Consider the following 19,840-nt stretch of genomic DNA (forward strand, 5'->3'; position numbering starts at 1 on the left):
CCCGACGATAATGTACGGCCGCTTGCGCAACTCGATACCCAGTTGTGACCAATCAAAGCCGAGGATGAACGCCGTATAGCCGCTCAAATGCAAAACCACATAGGCGAAACACCACAACCCCAACTGCCGTCGGACAGCTATCCACCCCGACCAACCGGTGAGCCTCTGCAATGGCGTCATGCTTAACGTAATGAGCAGCAGGACAAGCGTCCCCAACCCTAGACGATCAACCAGCACCTTTCCTGGATCAGGTCCCAGCACATCCGCCCAGGCTTGATACAACCAAAGCAGCGGCCAAATAGCTGCGGCGATAAAGACACCAATACGCCAGAACAGATATCGCATCAGTAATTCTTCCGCAGATCGAGCCCTGCATATAAAGAAGCGACTTCATCCGAGTAGCCGTTGAACATTTGCGTGTCCCGCACATTGGGCTTGAACAGACCACTCGGCAAACGTCTTTCCCGTGCCTGCGTCCAGCGCGGGTGGTCGACTGCAGGGTTCACGTTCGCATAAAAACCATACTCATTCGAGGCAATGCTCTGCCAGGTGGTTTTCGGCTGCTCACTGACCAGGCTGATTCGCACGATGGACTTGATGCTCTTGAAGCCGTATTTCCACGGCACCACCAGACGTAGCGGCGCACCGTTCTGATTGGGCAACTCACGTCCATACATGCCTACAGCGAGAATCGCCAACGGATTCATCGCCTCATCCAGACGCAGCCCTTCTACATATGGCCAGTCGATCAAGGCGAAGCCAGAACGCTGCCCGGGCATAGTCTTGGGATCTTGCAGGGTTTCAAAGCGAATGAATTTGGCCTTGGACGTCGGTTCTACTTCCTTCAGCAAAGCCGAAATTGGAAAACCAATCCACGGAATGACCATCGACCAGGCCTCCACACAGCGAAGACGATAAATACGCTCTTCCAGCTGATAAGGCTTCATGAAGTCTTCCAGCGCATACCGTCCCGGCTTACCCACCTCCCCGTCTACCACCACGCTCCACGGTTCGGTTTTTAGCGCACCGGCGTTGGCCGCAGGATCGCCTTTGTCGGTACCGAACTCATAGAAGTTGTTGTAGTGGGTCGCATCCTTGAAAGGCGTGATTGCTTCATCCTTGACGTTGACCGCCCCCCATTTAGTGGAAGGCAGTTTTTCGGCAAACCAGGACGGCGCCTTGCCAGGCTCGACATCGGCATAACGTGCAGCATCGTCGGCACTCGCCCACCGCGGCAGCGTACTCACAGCCAAACCGGCAACGGCCGCGCCTAATACATTGCGACGAGAAAGGTAGAGAGATTCAGGCGTGACGTCTGACTCATGACAGTCAGACGCTTTGGGGACTTTGATCAGCATGGCAACTCCGCAGCATTGGAGGACAGATGCACCCATAGACTGCGGAGTATGAGGGAAATTACATCACTCGGCTTTTTTGTGCCGACGAAGACGCAGCAGGTACTGCACCGGCCCGGAAGCCGCATAGGCAAGGAAAACCAGCAGCAGGATGCGCGGCGGATCACTGAATACAACGGCAAATACCAGCACCACTGCCAGGATCGCGACAAAGGGAACGCGCCCCTTCAAGTCCAGCTCCTTGAAGCTGTTGTACTTGATGTTACTGACCATCAGCATGCCTGCGGCGGCAACCATCAGTGCAACCAGGAACGACATTTTGGAACCCTGAATGCCGTAATCGCTGAACGCCCAGACAATTCCCGCGACCACACCGGCCGCGGCCGGGCTGGCCAGACCGATGAAGTAGCGCTTGTCGGCGGTGCCGACCTGCGTGTTGAAGCGTGCCAGGCGCAACGCCGCACCCGCCACATAGATGAAGGCGACCATCCAGCCGACTTTGCCCATATCGCCCAAGGCCCAGCCGAATGCCAGCAAAGCCGGCGCGACGCCAAAGGCAACCATATCCGACAGCGAGTCGTACTCCGCACCGAAGGCGCTTTGGGTGTTGGTCATGCGAGCGACGCGACCGTCGAGGCCGTCGAGCACCATGGCAACGAAAATCGCGATCGCGGCAAACGCAAAATACTTGCTCGCGCCGATTGCATCACCGGCACTCAAGGCGCTCTGGGCGCTCATCGAGTTGATGATGGAATAGAACCCTGCGAACAGGTTCGCAGTGGTGAACAGATTCGGCAGAAGATAGATACCACGATGCCGGACTTTACGGCCTTCAGCGTCATGCCCTTCTTCGATGTGCTCATCGATGGGCAGAAGGCTTTCGGCGTCAGAAGCCTGCTTTGGCTCTTCGGGACGTTCGCTCATGGACATTACCTTGCAACGGGGTGGAAAGTTTCGACAGGTGTCTGGGACGACGGTTCGACCGCAAACGATGCAGCTTTATACCAGAACCGGCGGATCCAAACGAAAAAACGCGGCCTAGGCCGCGTTTTCCGTACAAGCTCGTGACTTAGTTCTTGGCTTTGTCGACGATCTTGTTGGCACCGATCCACGGCATCATGGAGCGCAGTTGCTCACCGATGATTTCGATACCGTGAGCGGCGTTGTTACGACGCTTGGCGGTCATCGAAGGATAGCCGGTGGCGCCTTCGCTGATGAACATCTTGGCGTATTCGCCGTCCTGAATACGTTTCAGGGCGTTGCGCATGGCCTGACGGGATTCGGCGTTGATTACTTCCGGACCTGTCACGTACTCGCCGTACTCAGCGTTGTTGGAGATCGAGTAGTTCATGTTGGCGATACCGCCTTCGTACATGAGGTCAACGATCAGCTTCAGTTCGTGCAGGCATTCGAAGTAGGCCATTTCCGGCGCGTAGCCAGCTTCAACCAGGGTTTCGAAACCGGCTTTTACCAGCTCAACGGTACCGCCGCACAGAACGGCTTGTTCGCCGAACAGGTCGGTTTCGGTCTCGTCCTTGAAGGTGGTTTCGATGATGCCGGTACGACCGCCACCAACGCCGGCAGCGTAGGACAGTGCAACGTTTTTGGCGTTGCCCGAAGCATCCTGGTAGATAGCGATCAGGTCAGGGATACCGCCGCCTTTGACGAACTCGGAACGCACGGTGTGGCCCGGAGCTTTCGGCGCGATCATGATCACGTCGAGGTCAGCGCGCGGAACAACCTGGTTGTAGTGGATCGCGAAACCGTGGGAGAAGGCCAGGGTGGCGCCTTTCTTGATGTTCGGCTCGATTTCGTTCTTGTACAGCGAGGACTGGAACTCGTCCGGGGTCAGGATCATGACCAGGTCGGCAGCTGCTACGGCGGAAGCAACGTCAGTCACTTTCAGGCCGTGGGCTTCAGCTTTGGCAACGGTGGCCGAACCTTTACGCAGGCCAACGGTAACGTCAACGCCGGAGTCTTTCAGGTTGCACGCTTGAGCGTGGCCTTGGGAGCCGTAACCAATGATGGCAACTTTCTTGCCCTGGATGATCGACAGGTCGCAGTCTTTATCGTAGAAAACTTTCATGAATTTCCCCTTTATATCTGGCCCTCAGGCCATTCGCTAATTTGGTTTAGATGCTCAGTACTTTGTCGCCGCGGGCAATCCCGGTGACGCCACTGCGTACGGTTTCCAGAATCGAGGCAGTGCCGATCGATTGAATGAAGCTGTCGAGCTTGTCGCTGGTACCGGTCAATTGAACGGTATACACGCTGGCGCTGACATCAACGATCTGCCCACGATAAATATCGGTGGTGCGCTTGATCTCGGCGCGCTGGGCGCCGGTGGCCTTGACCTTGACCAGCATCAGTTCGCGCTCAATGTGAGCACTCTCCGACAAGTCGACCAGTTTGACCACTTCGATCAGCTTGTTCAGGTTCTTGGTGATCTGCTCGATGATTTCATCATGGCCGACAGTGGTTAGCGTCAGACGCGACAAAGTCGGGTCTTCGGTTGGCGCCACGGTCAGGCTTTCGATGTTGTAGTTGCGCTGCGAAAACAGGCCGACTACACGAGACAGAGCGCCCGGTTCGTTTTCCAGAAGCAGGGAAATAATGTGCCGCATGATTAAGTACGCTCCGTCTTGCTCAACCACATATCACGCATGGAGCCGTCTTTGATCTGCATCGGGTAGACGTGCTCGCTGGTGTCAACCGAGATATCGATAACCACCAGGCGATCTTTCATGGCGAACGCCTCCTCCATCTTCGACTTCAAATCTTTCGAGTCGGTGATGCGCACGCCAACGTGACCATAGGCCTCTGCCAGTTTGACGAAGTCAGGCAGCGATTCCATGTAGGAGTGCGAGTGACGGCTGCCATAACTCATGTCCTGCCACTGGCGAACCATACCCAGCACGCCATTGTTCAGGATGACGATTTTTACCGGCAAACCGTATTGCAGGCAGGTCGACAGTTCCTGAATGTTCATCTGGATGCTGCCCTCGCCTGTTACGCAGGCGACATCGTCATCCGGGAAGCTCAGCTTGATGCCCATGGCCGCCGGAAAACCGAAGCCCATGGTGCCCAGGCCACCGGAGTTGATCCAACGGTTCGGCTTGTTGAACTTGTAGTACTGCGCCGCGAACATCTGATGCTGACCCACGTCGGAGGTCACAAAGGCGTCGCCCTTGGTCACTTCGCACAGGGTTTCGATCACGGTCTGCGGCTTGATCACGCTGCCGTCGCCCTTGTCGTAAGGGAACAGACCGCGGTCACCGCGCCACTCATCAACTTGCTTCCACCAGCTGGCAACGGACTCCTTGTTCGGGGTCTCGCCGATTTCCTTGAGGATCGCGACCATTTCGGTCAGGACGCTCTCGACCGGGCCAACGATAGGCACGTCTGCCTTGATGGTCTTGGAAATCGAAGCCGGGTCGATGTCGATGTGAATGATCTTGGCATTCGGGCAGAACTTGGCCGGGCCGTTGATCACGCGGTCATCGAAACGCGCGCCGACTGCAAGGATCACATCGGCATGGTGCATCGCCAGGTTGGCGGTGTAGCTGCCGTGCATGCCGAGCATGCCGATGAACTGACGGTCGGTGCCAGGGTAGGCACCCAGGCCCATCAGGGTATTGGTCACTGGCAGGTTGAGCATCTTCGCCAGCTCGGTCAGCGGCGCAGAGCCACCACCGAGGATCACGCCGCCGCCCGAATACAACACAGGGCGCTTGGCCGCCAGAAGCATTTCGGCTGCCTTGCGGATTTGCCCGGAGTGACCGCGAACGGCCGGGCTGTAGGAACGCAGTTTGGCTTTTTTCGGGAAGATGTATTCGAACTTTTCGGCCGGGTTGGTCATGTCTTTCGGGATATCGACAACGACCGGACCAGGACGACCGGATTGCGCCAGGTAGAACGCCTTCTTCATGACTTCCGGGATTTCCGAGGCGTGCTTGATCATGAAGCTGTGCTTCACGATCGGCCGGGAGATACCGATCATGTCGGTTTCCTGGAACGCATCGGTGCCTACCATGGTGCTAGGCACCTGGCCGGAAATGACCACCATCGGAATGGAGTCCATGTAGGCCGTGGCAATACCGGTGATGGCGTTGGTTGCGCCCGGGCCGGACGTCACCAGTACCACGCCGGCTTTACCGGTGGCACGGGCATAGCCGTCAGCCATATGGGTCGCAGCCTGCTCGTGACGAACCAGGATGTGGGTCACTTCCGGTTCTTTGAACAGGGCATCATAGACATGAAGAAGAGCACCACCCGGGTACCCGTAGATATATTTGACGCCTTCGTCACGCAAAAAGCGGACGAGCATCTCACCGCCAGATAAAAGCTCCACGTTGTTCACCTCTAAAACGCCAGAATACCGCCCACATACAAGAGGACGGGTCTTAATAGGTTTACTTCTCGGCAGAGCATGAGCGACGGTGGTCGCCGACTACGTCAGCACTGACTGAGCAAGTATTGGGATCGTCCCAAGTGTTGCGGGCCTTTCCCACCCAGCGCGAGGTAACGCGTTGCGGGTGTAACAGGTCGGCGCGGATGTGCGCCTCATGATCTGCCGAGTGGGTCTGCTTCTGGCAGTCCCTCTACAGCGGACTTTGGATTCTTCTGTTTCGCCCATCGCAAGTCAAGCCGTCAATGTGCTTTATTGAACTAAGCGCATGAGAACGCAAGAAAAAACCTTTAAACCGCAACTGTGTTAGCTTCAATTGCGCACCCCCGATAAGGAAATGGCATGCGAACGCTCATCTTCACCGCCAGCTTGCTGATCAGCCTGAGCCCTTTGTGCATGGCGGGTCAGATCTATAAATGGGTCGATGCCCAGGGCGTCACCCATTTCGATGCACAGCCGCCCCAAGGCCGGGAGGCCACCGTCATGGTCACGCCCTCCCCGCCCGTCGGCAAGCCGGGCGCGCTACCGCGCGGCAACGTCATCGGCGATCAAAAGGCCATCGATCATAAAGTGAAAAAGCAGGTCGCCGAGCAGCAGGCCCAGCTAAGAGTGTTCTGTGAACAAGCTCGGACGAACCTGGCTCAACTGCAGAACAATCCGCGATTGCGGGAGGAAGTCGACGGCGAGACGCGCCGCCTGACCGACCAACAACGTCAGGAGCGCCTCACCGAAGCACAGAAACAGATTGCGAAAAACTGCCAGTAAGCACTGGCAGTTTCCGATTCAGCGGGAGACGGTGATCAACGCGTCGAACTCTTTGAGCAAGACCTGAAGCTGCCGATCCTTGCCCTGGACATTGCGGGAGGCGAAGACCATTTCGGCCATCTCCTGAATCCCTGATGCATTGGGCAATGGCAGATCCTGCTCCAGGATCGACTTCATCCTTGGCAAGAAGACCCATTGCAGCCATTGCTCGAAATCCAGCGTATCCACCGAAAACGGTTCAACGCTGGAGAGCGCCTCAGCAGACGGCGGTACTTCATCCCACCAGCCCTGAACGCGCAGCTCGCGCTCGATCAACAGCAACTGTTCGGCAATCTTCGGAAAGCGCATATCCATCACAGCGAAACCTTGGCCTTCTGACGAGCCAACGCAGCACCGGCCGGGTCACCCTGCTTCTCTCGGGCCTGGGCGATCAATTCCCACAGGCTGGCCTGAAGATCCGGACGCCCATTGGCGAACGTCAGGCCACGGCGGGCAAACTGCTCGGCCTGAGCCGCATCACCTTGAGCCATACGCACCTGGGCCAGGCGATAAAGTACTTGCGGCTCGCGCGGTGCAACGCGCTGGGCACGTTCGAGGCTGGAAGATGCACCATTAAGGTCGCCACTGGCCTGTTGCTGCTGGGCGGTGGTCAACAATGCCAGGACCGGACCGTCCAGTTGCTCATCGGCAGACAGACCGCCGGAGTTCGCCGAAGGAATCCCGCTGGGCGTCGACGGCATGCTGTAACTGCCCTGATTGATCGGTGCCGACTGAACCGGCGAGGTATCAATCGGCCCCGGAGTAATCGGGCCTGGGGTAATTGGCGAAGTGCTGATCGGTGCCGAGGAGACGGCGCCACCACCCGGGACCATCACCACGACCCCGGTGTCACCTTGCGGGATCGCCTGAGTCTGAGCTTGTACAGGACGTTTCACCGTCGATTGACGGAAACCGCCATTCGCCGAAATCCGCTCACTGTTGGAGACGGCAGTGCCGGCATCCTCAACCGGGATCGAACCACGCTGCACAGTGGAGCAGCCGCTGAGCAAAGCCACGGCAGTCACCGCTGGAATCAACCACTTGTTCACTTCAAATCCTCTTTGCTTAATTCATCCAGCCCTTGACCCAATCCATCACCGATTCTGCAGGGCTTTCACCACCGCAAGCAGCACCGGGAGGCGGTTCACTGCCGCGAATATACGGCATCTGCACCGCACCTGGGCAGTTGGCTTCGGAACCTTGACCGGTGCGCGAATCGACCCAGGCCTGAACAATGTTGTCCGGTTGCGGCATATCCAGCGGCAGCGGATCGGCCTTGCGCATGAAACTGGTCCAGACCTGCAACGCGCCGGTGGCACCGGTGAACGGTGTCTTGCCATTATCATCGCGCCCCAGCCAGACAACGGCCAGCAGATCCTGACTGAAACCGGCGAACCAGCTGTCCCGCGAATCGTTACTGGTACCGGTCTTACCGGCCAGGGTCAGGGTTTTCGGCAACACGTTATAAACCGAACTACCGGTACCTTCGCGCATGACGCGCTGCATGGCGTTCTGGATCAGGTAAATGGACGCCGGATCAAATTGCTGCTGAATCTGGAACGGATAACGCTTGAGCGGCTCGCCCTCGGCAGTCAGTACGCTGCGAATCCCGCGCATCGGCGTATTGAACCCGCCGTTGGCCAGCGTCTGGTACATGGTCGCCACTTCGATCGGGGTCATACCGCCGGCACCGAGCAACATCGACGGGAACGCCGGGAATTCGCGGCTTACGCCCAGGCGTGCCAGGGTCTTCAAGACATTCGGCACGCCCACCGCCAACCCGAGACGCGCGGTCGACAGGTTGTAGGAATGCGCCAACCCTTGGTACAGGAACACCGTGCCGTGGGAACGGCGATCATAGTTCTGTGGTTTCCAGATCTGACCGTCCGCGCCTTTGACCGAGAAGTAGTCGTCCGATAGCCAACTGGTGAGCGTGTACTGGCTCGGCTTTTCAAGAGCGGTCAGATAAACCGCCGGCTTGATCAAAGAGCCGATCGGTCGCACCGCGTCCAACGCACGGTTAAAACCGGCAAAACTCGCCTGACGGCTGCCGATCATGGCCTGGACCTCACCGGTTTCCGGGTTGGTCACGACCATCGCCGCTTCCACGTCATCGGAACCCTTGCGCCCGGCCAGGCGCTTGAACGTGTCGTTGACCGAGGCTTCGGCTTTCATCTGCAGGATCGGGTCGAAACTGGTGAAGATTCGCAGCCCTTCTTCGGTCAAGTCTTCGTCGCGGTAGTCTTCGCGCAACTGACGTTTAACCAGATCAAGGAAGCCCGGGAACGAGCTGTCGGCCAACTTGCCGCGAGTGGTCACACCCAGTGGCATTTTCTTCGCCGCCTCAACCTGTTCGGCGCTGGCAACGCCTTGCTCCTTCAGAACATCGAGCACCAGATTGCGCCGCTCCAGAGCCCGCTCAGGGTTGCGGCGCGGGTTGTAATAGGACGGCCCCTTGACCATGCCCACCAACAAAGCGACTTGATGCAGTTTCAGCTCGGACAATGGCTGCCCGAAGAAAAACTGGCTGGCCAGGCCGAAGCCGTGCACCGCGCGCTGACCATCCTGGCCGACGAATACTTCATTGAGGTAAGCCTCAAGAATTTCGCTCTTGTCGTAATGCAGCTCAAGCAACATCGCCATCATGGCTTCGGTGAGCTTACGGGTCAGGCTGCGTTCACTGGTGAGGTAGAAGTTCTTGACCAACTGTTGCGTCAGCGTACTACCGCCCTGGGTCATCTTGCCGCCCGAGGTGTTGACATAGATAGCTCGGGCAATCGACTTCGGCGACACGCCCCAGTGGCTGTAGAAATCCCGGTCTTCTACAGCAACCAGGGTTTCGAGCAGATACGGCGGAACCTGATCGATCTTGATCAGGATGCGGTCTTCAAGGTTTTTCGGGTAAATCCCGCCGATCAGCAGCGGCTCCAGTCGCACCACGGAAAGCTTCGAACCGTTGGTCGCCGAGAGCTCGGCCACGTAATCGCCGGAGAACCGCACGCGCACGGGCTGCGCCTGCTCCATGCCTTCATAGAACTGGAAGCCTCGGGTATTCAAGTCGACGGTATTGCCATTGACCGCTGCCGCGCCGGGGCCGTTGCTGACCGCTTCGCGTCGGTAGCCCAAGGCATCGAGTTCGGTGAGGAAGTCGTCCTTGCTGAGCTTTTGTCCGACGAACAGCTCGAGCGGGCGCGCGTACACCTTGGCCGGGATGGTCCAGCGCTTGCCGGAAAACTTCTCCTGAACCACGGCGTCGAGGTAAACCGCGAACCCGGCGAGCACCACAAGGCCGACCAGGCTGAGTTTAAGGGCCCAGCCCAGCCAGGGGCGCATGCCCTTGGAAGGTGGTTTTTTAGGGGTGCGGGGGGATCGAGATCGAGTCATGGCGGCGGATTATACGCACTTTATTCATACTCAACAGGAGCCCTCTGAGGTTTGCGTCGGACGGACTTGCAGCCATAATGACGGCCTTGAATTTCCCCCCAGACTCTGAAGGATCACCTGTGAGCCAGTCCCTGATCGCTGCCCTGCAAAACCCGGCCCTCTACCCGCATCCCGTAGAAGGGTTCCAGGTCATCGAGACCCATATTTCCTGGGTGATACTCACCGGTCCCTATGCTTATAAAGTGAAGAAGCCGGTGAATTTCGGCTTCCTCGATTTCACCAGTCTCGAAGCTCGCAAGCATTTCTGCGGCGAAGAGCTGCGCCTGAACCAGCGCCTGACCCATGACTTGTATCTTGAAGTGCTACCGATCACCGGCAGCGCCGAGGCGCCACAATTGGGCGGCGATGGTCCGGTTGTCGATTACGCCCTGAAAATGCGTCAGTTCCCACAAAGCCAACTGCTCAGCACCCTGCAAGCCAACGGCGAATTGACCACCGCGCACATCGACGCGATGGCCGCGCAGATCGCTCAATTCCACCTCAGTGCGCCGAAAGTGCCTGCCGAACACGAAGCCGGCACGCCGGACAGCGTCATGGCGCCGGTACGGCAGAACTTCGAACAGATCCTTCCGTTCCTCAGCGACAAGGCCGATCTGTTGCAACTCGAGGCACTGCAAGCCTGGGCCGAAAGCAGCTTCGAGCGCCTCAAGCCACTGTTCGCCCAGCGCAAGGCCGACGGCTTCATTCGTGAATGCCATGGTGACATTCACCTGGGCAACGCTACCGTGATCGACGGCAAAGTGGTGATCTTCGACTGCATCGAGTTCAACGAACCGTTCCGCTTCACCGACGTTTACGCCGACACCGGCTTCCTGGCAATGGACCTGGAAGACCGCGGCCTGAAGAGCCTGGCGCGCCGTTTCATCAGCCAATACCTGGAACTGACCGGCGACTACCAGGGTCTTGAGCTGCTGAACTTCTATAAAGCCTACCGCGCCCTGGTTCGCGCCAAGGTCAGCCTGTTCAGCATGCCGGCCGAGGCCGACCCGGTGCAGCGCGCTACCACTCTGCGTCAGTACCGCAACTACGCCAACCTGGCGGAAAGCTACAGCACCATTCCTTCGCGTTTCCTGGCGATCACCCACGGTGTTTCCGCCGTCGGCAAAAGCCATGTGGCCATGCGTCTGGTGGAAGCATTGGGTGCCATTCGCCTGCGTTCGGATGTCGAGCGCAAGCGCATGTTCGGCGAACAGACCGTACCGAACGACCCGCAGGCCGGCATCTATAGCGCCGACGCCAGCGTCGCCACCTATGCCCGCCTGCATGAGGTTGCCAATGTAATTCTGCGTGCCGGCTTCCCGGTGGTGATCGATGCCACTTATCTCAAGCGCGACCAACGCGACAGCGCGGCAAAAATCGCCGAGGCCACCGGCGCGCCGTTCCTGATCCTCGATTGCGACGCTCCACAAGCGGTGATCGAGAGCTGGTTGAAGCAACGCCAGGCGGACAACAACGATCCGTCCGACGCCAACCTGGCTGTTATCGCCGCCCAGCAAGCCAGCCGCGAGGCACTGACGCCAGCAGAAATCCTCTGCAGCAAGCGCGTCCAGACCAATGAAAGTGGCACCCTCGATACGGTCGTTGCGCAGATTCGCCAGCGCCTGCCTGGTCTGTAAGAAACTATTTCAACCGTGAAGCCCTCACCGGCTTCACGGCTGCCAAATAGTGGCACTATACTGGCGTCATAAAACCATCAGGTGATGTGACATGAGCCAGCCAAAACTTCTCGACACCCCGCTTTATGCCTTGCTGCACAAAGACGACATCACAAGCTTCAACAATGAACGCCCGAAAGATGGACCTATCGACATGGTTGGTGGTGACTTCCGCGGGCTCGATCTGCGTGAACTGAACGCCGACGGCATCGACTTCACCGATGCCTACTTTCGCTCTGCCGACTTGCGCGGCGTCGACTTTCGCAACTCATCCCTAGAAGGCGCGAGCCTGGCCCACGCGCAGATCTCCGGCGCCTACTTCCCGCCGGAGCTGAGTGCCGATGAGATCCTGATGTCGATGAATTTCGGTACACGCCTGCGTTATCGCACCCGCTAAAAGCGACGTCTCACCCAGTCCAGCGCCCCCGCCTTGCGCTGGACGTTGTACTTTTTTTGCTCGAAAACTCAATTTCCCACACGCCCTCGGACTACATGCTCCGCCTTTTCACGCCGCTTCTTGAGTTTTCCTCTTAGAAGCTTTTGCGTCGAAACCGACCAAACAATCACGCTTTTCCTACTGATGGCTACACTGCTGAGAGGCTCGCCCACGCACCATTCGGCTGTCGCAAGGAGGCTTGATGAATGATGAACTGCAACACCTGAAGAATCTTGGCAAGACGTCGGCGCAATGGCTGCATGCCGTGGGCATCCACAGTGCCTCGGACTTGCGTCGGCTGGGAGCTGTGGACGCTTATCGGGCCGTGCGCACTCGCGGTTTTCGGGCGTCCAAGGTGTTGTTGTATGCGATTGAAGGCGCGTTGATGGATGTCCACTGGAACGACATTCCCGCCGAGCGCAAGGAAGCCTTGAACAAACAGCTGGATGCTATTTCGTCTCGCCACAAGAATTGAACGGATAATTTCACTCGAACGCACAGCCTGAAACCCAATGATTACGAGGCTTTCCAGCGAAGGAATGACGTGTTTCACGAATACGAGAAATCAGCGGTTGACTTGATAATGAGAATCGCTATGATTATCACAACTGGTCGCGAGACTGGTCGATATTCTGAAAAGCCCTTGGTTCGGACTCTCAGATTATCTCCTCATCAGGCTAATCACGGTTATTTGACCCGGCTCTTGCCGGGTCTTTTTTTGCCTGTGGAAAACTCGCGTGATCTTATTGGCCTGACGGCTTGCCGAACTGCTTGCGCATTTGCGCGCAGTAATCCTGCGGCGGCGTGGTGGGCGTATACCAGACGTAATCGGCCATGGCCGACGTGACCTCAGCGCCCTGCTCCGCCAGCATCAATACCGTTGGTGCCTTGGGCTCCCCCAGGTCCAGCACATGGATCGGCACCCCGACATCCTTGCGGGCGTGTAACGCGCCGGTAAACAACAGTGAAGGCATCGGTGCCGCCCGTAATCGCTCGGCTATCCGCCGGTCACGCTGCTGCTGCACGGCCAGCATCGCGGGCATCTGTGATTCAGGCAGCAAGCCGCAGTGGGAATCGCTGATCTGTGCCAGCAACTCGTTCCTGACCGTCGGAGCGTTGGAACGCGCACCGCTCAATGTTGGCGGTTTGGCATAGACAGTACGGACTTCAGGCGTGTCCAGATTGGCCGCCAGTAACGGGTACGGCTGAGTCAGGGCAAAACGAACGATCGGCCCGTAAAGATTCCAGTCCCATCCCGGCTGCCAGGCCAATGCCCCGGACAAATCGGTCGGCAGCGGTGAGGTATGCCGAACGTCATCGACGCGCTGTTGCTGAGCCGGCGTCAACATTTCCAGCAGCAGACTGCCTTGAGGCCGTCGCTCACCCAGTGCCTGCAATAACCACAATTGCAGTTGATGGTGATCACGATTGTCATGCTGCTCGCCGACGATCAACCGCGAAGGTTCCGCCAACCGTGCAAGCAGTTCTTGCGCGGTCAGGGTCTGACCGCTGCGCAAATCCCGGATTTCGCCGCTGACCGGCGGCACCGCTACATGCTGGCAAGCACTCAGTAACAGCGCGGCCAGAAAAACCATCACGCGTGTTTTCATCCCTAAAACACCTCAGCGGGCGATGATCAGCGGATGCCCACGCTCCGGGTGCGGTTGCACCAATACTTCCAGCCCGAACACTGCCTTGAGCGGTTCCGGGCGCAATACCTGTTCCGGCGTGTCCAGCATCACAGGACACCCACCTTCAAGCAGTAACAGGCGATCACAATAACGCGCCGCCAGATTCAAATCATGCAGGATCACCAGCACCGCCGCACCGCGATCGGCGAATTCACGCACCGCTTGCAGAGTAGTGTGCTGATGCAGCGGGTCGAGCATCGACGTCGGCTCATCGAGCAACAACGTCTGCCCCGCCTCGCCCGGCCAAAGCTGCGCCAACACCCGCGCCAAATGCACCCGCTGACGTTCGCCACCGGACAACGCCAGGTAACTGCGACCACTCAAGTGCCCCGCATCGGCCGCCTGCAACGCGGCGGCGACAATCTCCTCATCCCGGACCCGACCGCTTTGATAAGGCAGACGGCCCATGCCGACCACTTCTTCGACGCGAAAGGCAAAGTCCAGGGTCGACACTTGCGGCAATACTGCCAAACGCCGGGCTCGCTGCGCTCCGTTCCAATGACTCAACTCACGCTCATCGAGCCAGACGCTGCCATGGTCCGCCGGCAACTCTCCGCACAGGGCGCCGAGCAACGTGCTTTTGCCGGCGCCATTAGGCCCCAACACGCCGAGCACTTCGCCCGGTTTAAGCTCGAGGGTGATGTCCGTCAGGACAACTTTTCGACCGCGGCGGATTTGCAGGTTCTGCGCTCGCAACATCAGGCACGCCCTCTGAGCAATAAATACAGAAAGAACGGCGCGCCGATGAGGGCCGTGACAATCCCGATCGGCAACTCAGCCGGCGCCAGCGCCAGCCGCGCCACCAGATCAGCAAACAACAGGAGACTGGCCCCCGCCAACACCGACGCCGGCAACAGCACCCGATGATCGGGGCCGACCAGCAGTCGCACCAGATGCGGCACCACCAGGCCGACAAACCCGATCATCCCCGCCGCAGCTACTGCCGCGCCGACACCCAACGCCGTGCAGAACACCAATTCGCGCTTGAGTCCTTCGACGTCGATACCCAGGTGGCCGGCCTCCGACTCCCCCAGCAATAATGCGTTCAAGGCCTTGGCCCGACGCGGCAACCACAGTGCCACACCGGTACTCACCAGCAATAACGGCCAGAGTCGCGCATAACTGGCGCCGTTAAGGCTGCCCAGGTTCCAGAACGTCAGGGTGCGCAGGGTCGCGTCATCCGCCAGATAAGTGAAGAGCCCGACCGCCGAACCAGCCAGGGCAGTCAATGCAATACCGGCCAGCAGCATGGTCGCGACGTTGGTCTGGCCATTGCGTCGCCCCAGTCGATAGACCAGCGCCGTCACCCCCAACCCGCCGAGAAACGCGCACACCGACAACAGATATGGCCCGATGGATTCAGGCAGTCCACCGAATACCGAGCCGCCGACAATCGCGATAGCCGCGCCCAATGCCGCGCCGCTCGACACCCCTATCAGGCCCGGATCGGCCAGAGGATTGCGAAACAACCCCTGCATTGCCACACCAGACAGCGCCAGAACCCCGCCCACCGCCAAACCGAGCAAGGTTCGCGGCAGGCGGATTTGCCCGAGGATCAGTTCGGCCTGCTCCAACCCGTCGGCGGCAATCGGCAGGCCGACCAAGCGCAGCGCCGCGCGCAAGGTGTCGAACAACGGCAAACTCACCGGCCCCAACGCCAGCGACAGCCAGATCGCCAGCAAACACAACAGGCTTAAGCCAATGAACAACGCACGAGGTTTAATCAGAAGGGTCATTGGCCAGTCGTACCGGGATCGAACAGGTGCATAAACAGCCTCCTTCAAAGGTTTCCCGGGCATAGTCATGACAGGCCAAGTATTCTCGGCATCCGGTAATCGCCCTGCGGGCGAGCCGTCATTTGATAATTGCTTGCATTTGAACGTCAAGCTCGGACGTACCAGGTCACGAGCCACAGGACTTGAGGATAGACATGAAGCTTCTTTGCACAGGCGCCGAATTGGCTGACGCCAGCAGTCGCGGTTTCGACGTCGACGGCCAGAAGCTCCTGGCCGTACGCCGGGGCGGTCGGGTGTATGTGTATGAAAATCGCTGCCCGCACCGGGGCGTCGGGCTGGAATGGCAGCCCGACCAGTTTCTCGACCCCAGCAACAGCCTGATCCAGTGCGCGACCCACGGCGCACTGTTTCTGATCGAGGACGGTGAATGCGTCGCCGGCCCCTGCGCCGGACAATCCCTGACCAGCATCCCCTGCCACGAAGATGAGCAAGGAATCTGGGTCACGCTCTAACCGTTCAACAGCATATCCAGTCGCCGGTCCACCACCATCTCTTCGTGAGTCAAGCGCACGCCATACGCCAGCACTTCGACTCCACACGCCACCGCCTCACGCAACGCAGCTGCGTAGGCCGAATCGATTTCTTCGGCAGGACGTACCGCGTCGATCCCTGTCAGGTTCACGCAATACAACTGCACTGCCCGAATCCCGTCCCTGGCCAAATGCGCCAGTTCGCGCAAATGCTTGGCCCCACGCTGGGTCACCGCGTCAGGAAATGCCGCCACCGCCGAGCCATCAAAGCCCAGGGTGACGCTTTTGACTTCCACATAAGCCGGCCCGCCCGGGTAATCGAGACGAAAATCGATACGGCTGCTTTCCTGACCATAGGCCACTTCGCGCTTCAGTTCGGTAAAGCCGTTCAACTCGGTGATGACGCCAGCCTGCAACGCTTCCTCGATCAAGCCGTTGGCGCGCCCGGTGTTCACACAGAACAGCCGCCCCTGTGGGGTTTCGCCAACTTCCCAAGTGCCGGGCAACTTGCGCTTGGGGTCGGTGGAGCGGCTGAACCAGACTTGCCCGCCCTCGACCTGGCAATTAAGCATCGAGCCAGTGTTCGGGCAGTGAATGGTCAGCAACTCGCCGCCAACGGTTTCGATATCGGCAAGAAAACGCTTGTAACGACGAATCAAGCGCCCCTCTTCAAGGGGAGGATGAAAACGCATCAGCCTTGCCAGCTCTTCAAACCGCGGGCGATCCGCTCGACTGCTTCTTGCAAGCGCGGAAGGCTTTGGGTGTAGGCAAACCGCACATGATGCCCGGCCTGATGACGCCCGAAGTCCAGGCCCGGAGTAATTGCAACATGCTCGGTTTCGAGGAAGTGCCGGCAGAACGCGAAGGCATCGCCGCCGAACTTGCTGATATCGGCGTACAAATAGAACGCGCCTTCCGGCTCTACGGCGATACCGAAACCCAATTCCCGCAGGGCTGGCAGGAGGAAGTCGCGACGTCGACCGAACTCGGCGCGGCGCTCCTCGAAAATGCTGATGGTGGCGGGCTCGAAGCAGGCCAATGCCGCGTGCTGGGCCATGCTCGGTGCGCTGATGTAGAGGTTCTGGGCGAGCTTCTCCAGTTCACCGACCGCTGCTTCAGGCGCGACCAGCCAACCAAGGCGCCAGCCGGTCATGCCGAAATACTTGGAAAAGCTATTGAGGACGAACGCGCTGTCATCGACTTCCAGCACGCTGGCCGCGTCCGTGCCGTAAGTCAGGCCGTGGTAAATCTCGTCGACCACCAAATGACCGTGGCGGGCCTTGATCGCCGCGGACAGCCCGGCCAGCTCATCACGGGTCAGGATGGTCCCGGTGGGGTTGGCCGGCGATGCTACCAGGGCGCCGACGCTGTCGTGATCCCAGTGACGCGCGACCAGGTCCGGGGTCAGTTGATAACGCACGTCCGGGCCGACCGGCACCAGTTGCGCCGCACCTTCCACCAGGCGCAGGAAGTGCCGGTTGCACGGATAACCCGGGTCGGCCAGCAGCCAGTGCTTGCCTGGGTCCACCAGCAAGGCACTGGCCAACAGCAATGCGCCTGAACCGCCAGGCGTGATCAGGATGCGTTGCGGATCGATGTTCAGCCCATAACGCTGCTGATAAAAACCCGAAATGGCCTCACGCAGCTCAGGAATGCCGCGAGCGGCGGTGTAACGGGTCTTCCCCGCCGTCAGCGCGGCCTGGCCGGCCTGGATGATCGGTTCGGCGGTGGTGAAGTCCGGCTCGCCGATTTCCAGGTGAATCACGTCGTGGCCAGCCGCTTGCAGCTCGTTGGCCCGCGCCAGCAGGGCCATAACGTGGAACGGTTCGATAGCGCGACTGCGCGCACTGTAGGACAGAGCCATTAGCCTTCCTTACAACGGGGAAAAGAATTGATTCTACCCAAGCGCAGGAACGAGCGAGAGCCTAAAGCGGTCAGAGCCATATAATGCTGGTCTCAATCGATTCAAGCGTATGTCTCAGGTTTGGCTAAAATCAATAATTGATCAGGTCTCCCTAGCCACCAGACGAAGCTTTGCAATCTTTTGCAAGCACCACGGGCCGCGGGCTCGACATCCGGGAGTAGCGCGGTCCGATTTGATCTGGTAAGTTCGCCCGCTTGCAGCCGCAGGGCCGGCAGGTGTCGGTGATGGAGCAATCCTGCGCAATGGATTACAAGAGTAGAGGCGGTCCATTTCATGCCCACCCAAGCAAAGCAGCAAAATCAGTCGATCAGCGGCTTCGAACCCTACAAAGAAGTGAAGGGCGAAGAGTACATGGGTAAACCCATGCGTGCTCACTTCACCAAGATCCTGAACAAGTGGAAACAGGACTTGATGCAGGAAGTCGACCGTACCGTTGATCACATGAAAGACGAAGCGGCCAACTTCCCTGACCCGGCAGACCGTGCCAGCCAGGAAGAGGAATTCAGCCTCGAATTGCGCGCCCGCGACCGTGAGCGCAAGCTGATCAAGAAAATCGACAAGACCCTGCAACTGATCGAAGACGAAGAATACGGTTGGTGCGAGTCCTGCGGCGTCGAAATCGGCGTCAAGCGACTGGAAGCCCGTCCTACCGCCGACATGTGCGTTGACTGCAAGACCCTGGCGGAAATCAAGGAAAAGCAAGTCGGCAAGTAATCTCGACTTGAACGAAAGACGGAGCGTGCGAACGCTCCGTTTTTGTTTCTGATATTTGCTGATATTTGTTGCGACTTCGAAATCGCCTTCGTCGGATCGCCGCCCGGAACAATCTTCGCTCCTACAAAGGCTGGCGCAATCTTCTGTAGGAGCTGAGCTTGCTCGTGAAGGCGGCTTCAAGCCGTGCTCAATACGATTGGACAGCCTGACATCGCCCTTATGACCGCCATCGCCTCTTCCGCCTACATCGGGCGCTTCGCCCCCACGCCCAGCGGGCATCTGCACTTCGGTTCGCTGGTTGCAGCGCTGGCCTCGTACCTCGACGCCCGTTCGGTCGGCGGGCGCTGGCTGGTGCGAATGGAGGATCTCGATCCGCCACGCGAGGAGCCCGGTGCTCAGGCGGCGATTCTCAAGGCGCTGGAAAGCTATGGTTTCGAATGGGATGGCGAGATGGTCCGACAGAGTGACCGGCACGCGGCCTACGCCGAAGTCCTCAATCGCCTGTTCAGCCAGGGCCTGGCCTACGCATGCACCTGCTCGCGCAAGCAACTGGAGCCATATCACGGCATCTATCCCGGGTTCTGCCGCAACGCTGGGCACGGCACTGAAAATGCGGCAATCCGCGTGCGTGTACCGGAGCTGGAATACCACTTCATCGACCGGGTGCAGGGCGAATTCCGTCAACACCTGGGCCGCGAGGTGGGTGACTTCGTGATTCGTCGCCGTGACGGGCTCTACGCCTATCAATTGGCGGTGGTGCTAGACGATGCCTGGCAAGGCATCACTGATATCGTGCGCGGCGCCGACCTGCTGGACTCCACGCCACGCCAGCTCTATCTGCAAGAACTGCTCGGCCTGCCGCAACCGCGCTACTTGCACATCCCGCTGATTACCCAGCCGGACGGCCACAAACTCGGCAAATCCTATCGCTCGCCGCCGTTGACTGAAGATCAGGCCACGCCGCTGTTGCTGCGCGCATTACGGGCGCTGGGGCACACTCCCGTTATCGAACTCAATGACGCCACGCCACGGGAAGTGCTGAATTGGGGCATTGCCCACTGGGATGCGTCGCTGATCCCGCGCACACTGACGTTGCCTGAAGCGCAACTGCAGTGATGCCACTTGCAGTGGCGCACCCATCCG

Annotated in this window: 21 protein-coding genes (1 of these 21 cut by a window edge); 7 read left to right on the forward strand and 14 right to left on the reverse strand. The window is 59.0% G+C overall.

Translation table 11 applies throughout. The features are described 5' to 3' along the window. From msrQ to FFH90_RS26160, 6 genes are all read right to left on the reverse strand, one after another. Positions 1 to 345, reverse strand: the 5' portion of a protein-coding gene (msrQ, locus tag FFH90_RS26135) for a protein-methionine-sulfoxide reductase heme-binding subunit MsrQ (RefSeq protein ID WP_111454261.1). 276 nt of this gene lie to the left of the window's left edge; 345 of the gene's 621 nt are visible here — the first part of the coding sequence; the start codon lies at positions 343 to 345; its stop codon lies beyond the left edge, outside the window. After that, positions 345 to 1,358 carry a protein-methionine-sulfoxide reductase catalytic subunit MsrP gene (gene msrP, locus FFH90_RS26140; protein WP_138866311.1) on the reverse strand — a complete coding sequence of 338 codons (1,014 nt, stop codon included), beginning with the start codon at positions 1,356 to 1,358 and terminating at the stop codon, positions 345 to 347. Before msrP ends, msrQ begins: the two co-directional genes overlap by 1 nt. Positions 1,359 to 1,421: 63 nt before the next feature. Further along, the gene (pssA, locus tag FFH90_RS26145; RefSeq protein ID WP_008006914.1) at positions 1,422 to 2,279 is read right to left on the reverse strand and encodes a CDP-diacylglycerol--serine O-phosphatidyltransferase; all 858 of its coding nucleotides are present in this window, start codon (positions 2,277 to 2,279) and stop codon (positions 1,422 to 1,424) included. Between the two features lie 145 nt (positions 2,280 to 2,424). Then, positions 2,425 to 3,441 carry a ketol-acid reductoisomerase gene (gene ilvC, locus FFH90_RS26150; protein WP_003228216.1) on the reverse strand — a complete coding sequence of 339 codons (1,017 nt, stop codon included), beginning with the start codon at positions 3,439 to 3,441 and terminating at the stop codon, positions 2,425 to 2,427. A gap of 46 nt (positions 3,442 to 3,487) precedes the next feature. Then, complete coding sequence (gene ilvN / locus FFH90_RS26155; RefSeq protein ID WP_003205610.1) at positions 3,488 to 3,979, reverse strand: acetolactate synthase small subunit; 492 nt, start codon at positions 3,977 to 3,979, stop codon at positions 3,488 to 3,490. Positions 3,980 to 3,981: 2 nt separating this feature from the next. Next, on the reverse strand, positions 3,982 to 5,706 hold the full coding sequence (locus FFH90_RS26160; RefSeq protein ID WP_026286735.1) for an acetolactate synthase 3 large subunit: 1,725 nt from the start codon (positions 5,704 to 5,706) through the stop codon (positions 3,982 to 3,984). 399 nt (positions 5,707 to 6,105) lie between these two features. Here FFH90_RS26160 and FFH90_RS26165 point away from each other — a divergent pair, with 399 nt between their 5' ends. Beyond that, complete coding sequence (locus tag FFH90_RS26165; RefSeq protein ID WP_064620345.1) at positions 6,106 to 6,528, forward strand: DUF4124 domain-containing protein; 423 nt, start codon at positions 6,106 to 6,108, stop codon at positions 6,526 to 6,528. Positions 6,529 to 6,546: 18 nt separating this feature from the next. Here the strand turns inward: FFH90_RS26165 and FFH90_RS26170 are convergent, their stop codons facing one another. The 3 genes from FFH90_RS26170 to mrcB are packed head-to-tail and all read right to left on the reverse strand — an operon-like array spanning position 6,547 to position 9,951. Next, on the reverse strand, positions 6,547 to 6,882 hold the full coding sequence (locus tag FFH90_RS26170) for a YqcC family protein (RefSeq protein WP_018930215.1): 336 nt from the start codon (positions 6,880 to 6,882) through the stop codon (positions 6,547 to 6,549). After that, positions 6,882 to 7,616, reverse strand: a complete 735-nt coding sequence (locus tag FFH90_RS26175; RefSeq protein WP_018930214.1) for a tetratricopeptide repeat protein — start codon at positions 7,614 to 7,616, stop codon at positions 6,882 to 6,884. Before FFH90_RS26175 ends, FFH90_RS26170 begins: the two co-directional genes overlap by 1 nt. 16 nt (positions 7,617 to 7,632) lie before the next feature. Further along, positions 7,633 to 9,951 (reverse strand): penicillin-binding protein 1B, encoded by a 2,319-nt coding sequence (gene mrcB, locus FFH90_RS26180; protein ID WP_064620347.1) that lies wholly within the window; start codon positions 9,949 to 9,951, stop codon positions 7,633 to 7,635. A gap of 119 nt (positions 9,952 to 10,070) precedes the next feature. On the opposite strand from mrcB, the gene FFH90_RS26185 reads away from it, so the two are divergent. From FFH90_RS26185 to FFH90_RS26195, 3 genes are all read left to right on the forward strand, one after another. Continuing rightward, on the forward strand, positions 10,071 to 11,627 hold the full coding sequence (locus tag FFH90_RS26185) for a bifunctional aminoglycoside phosphotransferase/ATP-binding protein (RefSeq protein WP_111454259.1): 1,557 nt from the start codon (positions 10,071 to 10,073) through the stop codon (positions 11,625 to 11,627). Between the two features lie 91 nt (positions 11,628 to 11,718). Beyond that, on the forward strand, positions 11,719 to 12,063 hold the full coding sequence (locus tag FFH90_RS26190; protein WP_018930211.1) for a pentapeptide repeat-containing protein: 345 nt from the start codon (positions 11,719 to 11,721) through the stop codon (positions 12,061 to 12,063). Between the two features lie 241 nt (positions 12,064 to 12,304). Further along, a complete protein-coding gene (locus FFH90_RS26195; protein WP_009050884.1) occupies positions 12,305 to 12,577 on the forward strand; it encodes a TfoX/Sxy family protein in 273 nt (90 codons plus the stop codon). 268 nt (positions 12,578 to 12,845) lie between these two features. Here the strand turns inward: FFH90_RS26195 and FFH90_RS26200 are convergent, their stop codons facing one another. From FFH90_RS26200 to FFH90_RS26210, 3 genes are read right to left on the reverse strand one after another with little or no spacing between them, the layout of a single operon-like run. Further along, the gene (locus tag FFH90_RS26200; protein ID WP_138866312.1) at positions 12,846 to 13,712 is read right to left on the reverse strand and encodes a ChaN family lipoprotein; all 867 of its coding nucleotides are present in this window, start codon (positions 13,710 to 13,712) and stop codon (positions 12,846 to 12,848) included. Positions 13,713 to 13,724: 12 nt separating this feature from the next. Next, entirely contained in the window at positions 13,725 to 14,492 is a 768-nt protein-coding gene (locus FFH90_RS26205; protein ID WP_018930209.1) for a heme ABC transporter ATP-binding protein, read from the reverse strand. Further along, positions 14,492 to 15,475, reverse strand: a complete 984-nt coding sequence (locus FFH90_RS26210) for an iron ABC transporter permease (protein ID WP_168206207.1) — start codon at positions 15,473 to 15,475, stop codon at positions 14,492 to 14,494. The genes FFH90_RS26205 and FFH90_RS26210 overlap by 1 nt, the downstream gene beginning before the upstream one ends. A 248-nt stretch (positions 15,476 to 15,723) precedes the next feature. Here FFH90_RS26210 and FFH90_RS26215 point away from each other — a divergent pair, with 248 nt between their 5' ends. Further along, positions 15,724 to 16,041, forward strand: coding sequence for a Rieske (2Fe-2S) protein (locus FFH90_RS26215; RefSeq protein ID WP_138866314.1), 318 nt, complete (start codon positions 15,724 to 15,726; stop codon positions 16,039 to 16,041). On the opposite strand, the gene sfsA is transcribed toward FFH90_RS26215, so the two are convergent. Both sfsA and FFH90_RS26225 read right to left on the reverse strand, forming a co-directional pair. Beyond that, positions 16,038 to 16,751, reverse strand: coding sequence for a DNA/RNA nuclease SfsA (gene sfsA / locus FFH90_RS26220; RefSeq protein WP_138866315.1), 714 nt, complete (start codon positions 16,749 to 16,751; stop codon positions 16,038 to 16,040). The genes FFH90_RS26215 and sfsA overlap by 4 nt on opposite strands. Further along, positions 16,751 to 17,923, reverse strand: coding sequence for a pyridoxal phosphate-dependent aminotransferase (locus tag FFH90_RS26225; protein WP_018930205.1), 1,173 nt, complete (start codon positions 17,921 to 17,923; stop codon positions 16,751 to 16,753). Before FFH90_RS26225 ends, sfsA begins: the two co-directional genes overlap by 1 nt. Positions 17,924 to 18,256: 333 nt before the next feature. Here FFH90_RS26225 and dksA point away from each other — a divergent pair, with 333 nt between their 5' ends. Continuing rightward, positions 18,257 to 18,697 (forward strand): RNA polymerase-binding protein DksA, encoded by a 441-nt coding sequence (gene dksA, locus FFH90_RS26230; protein ID WP_007902025.1) that lies wholly within the window; start codon positions 18,257 to 18,259, stop codon positions 18,695 to 18,697. Positions 18,698 to 18,916: 219 nt separating this feature from the next. Continuing rightward, positions 18,917 to 19,813 carry a tRNA glutamyl-Q(34) synthetase GluQRS gene (gene gluQRS / locus FFH90_RS26235; RefSeq protein WP_018930204.1) on the forward strand — a complete coding sequence of 299 codons (897 nt, stop codon included), beginning with the start codon at positions 18,917 to 18,919 and terminating at the stop codon, positions 19,811 to 19,813. The last annotated feature ends 27 nt before the right edge of the window (positions 19,814 to 19,840 follow it).

The sequence above is a fragment of the Pseudomonas sp. ATCC 43928 genome (assembly GCF_005938665.2).
Classification (GTDB): Bacteria; Pseudomonadota; Gammaproteobacteria; order Pseudomonadales; family Pseudomonadaceae; genus Aquipseudomonas.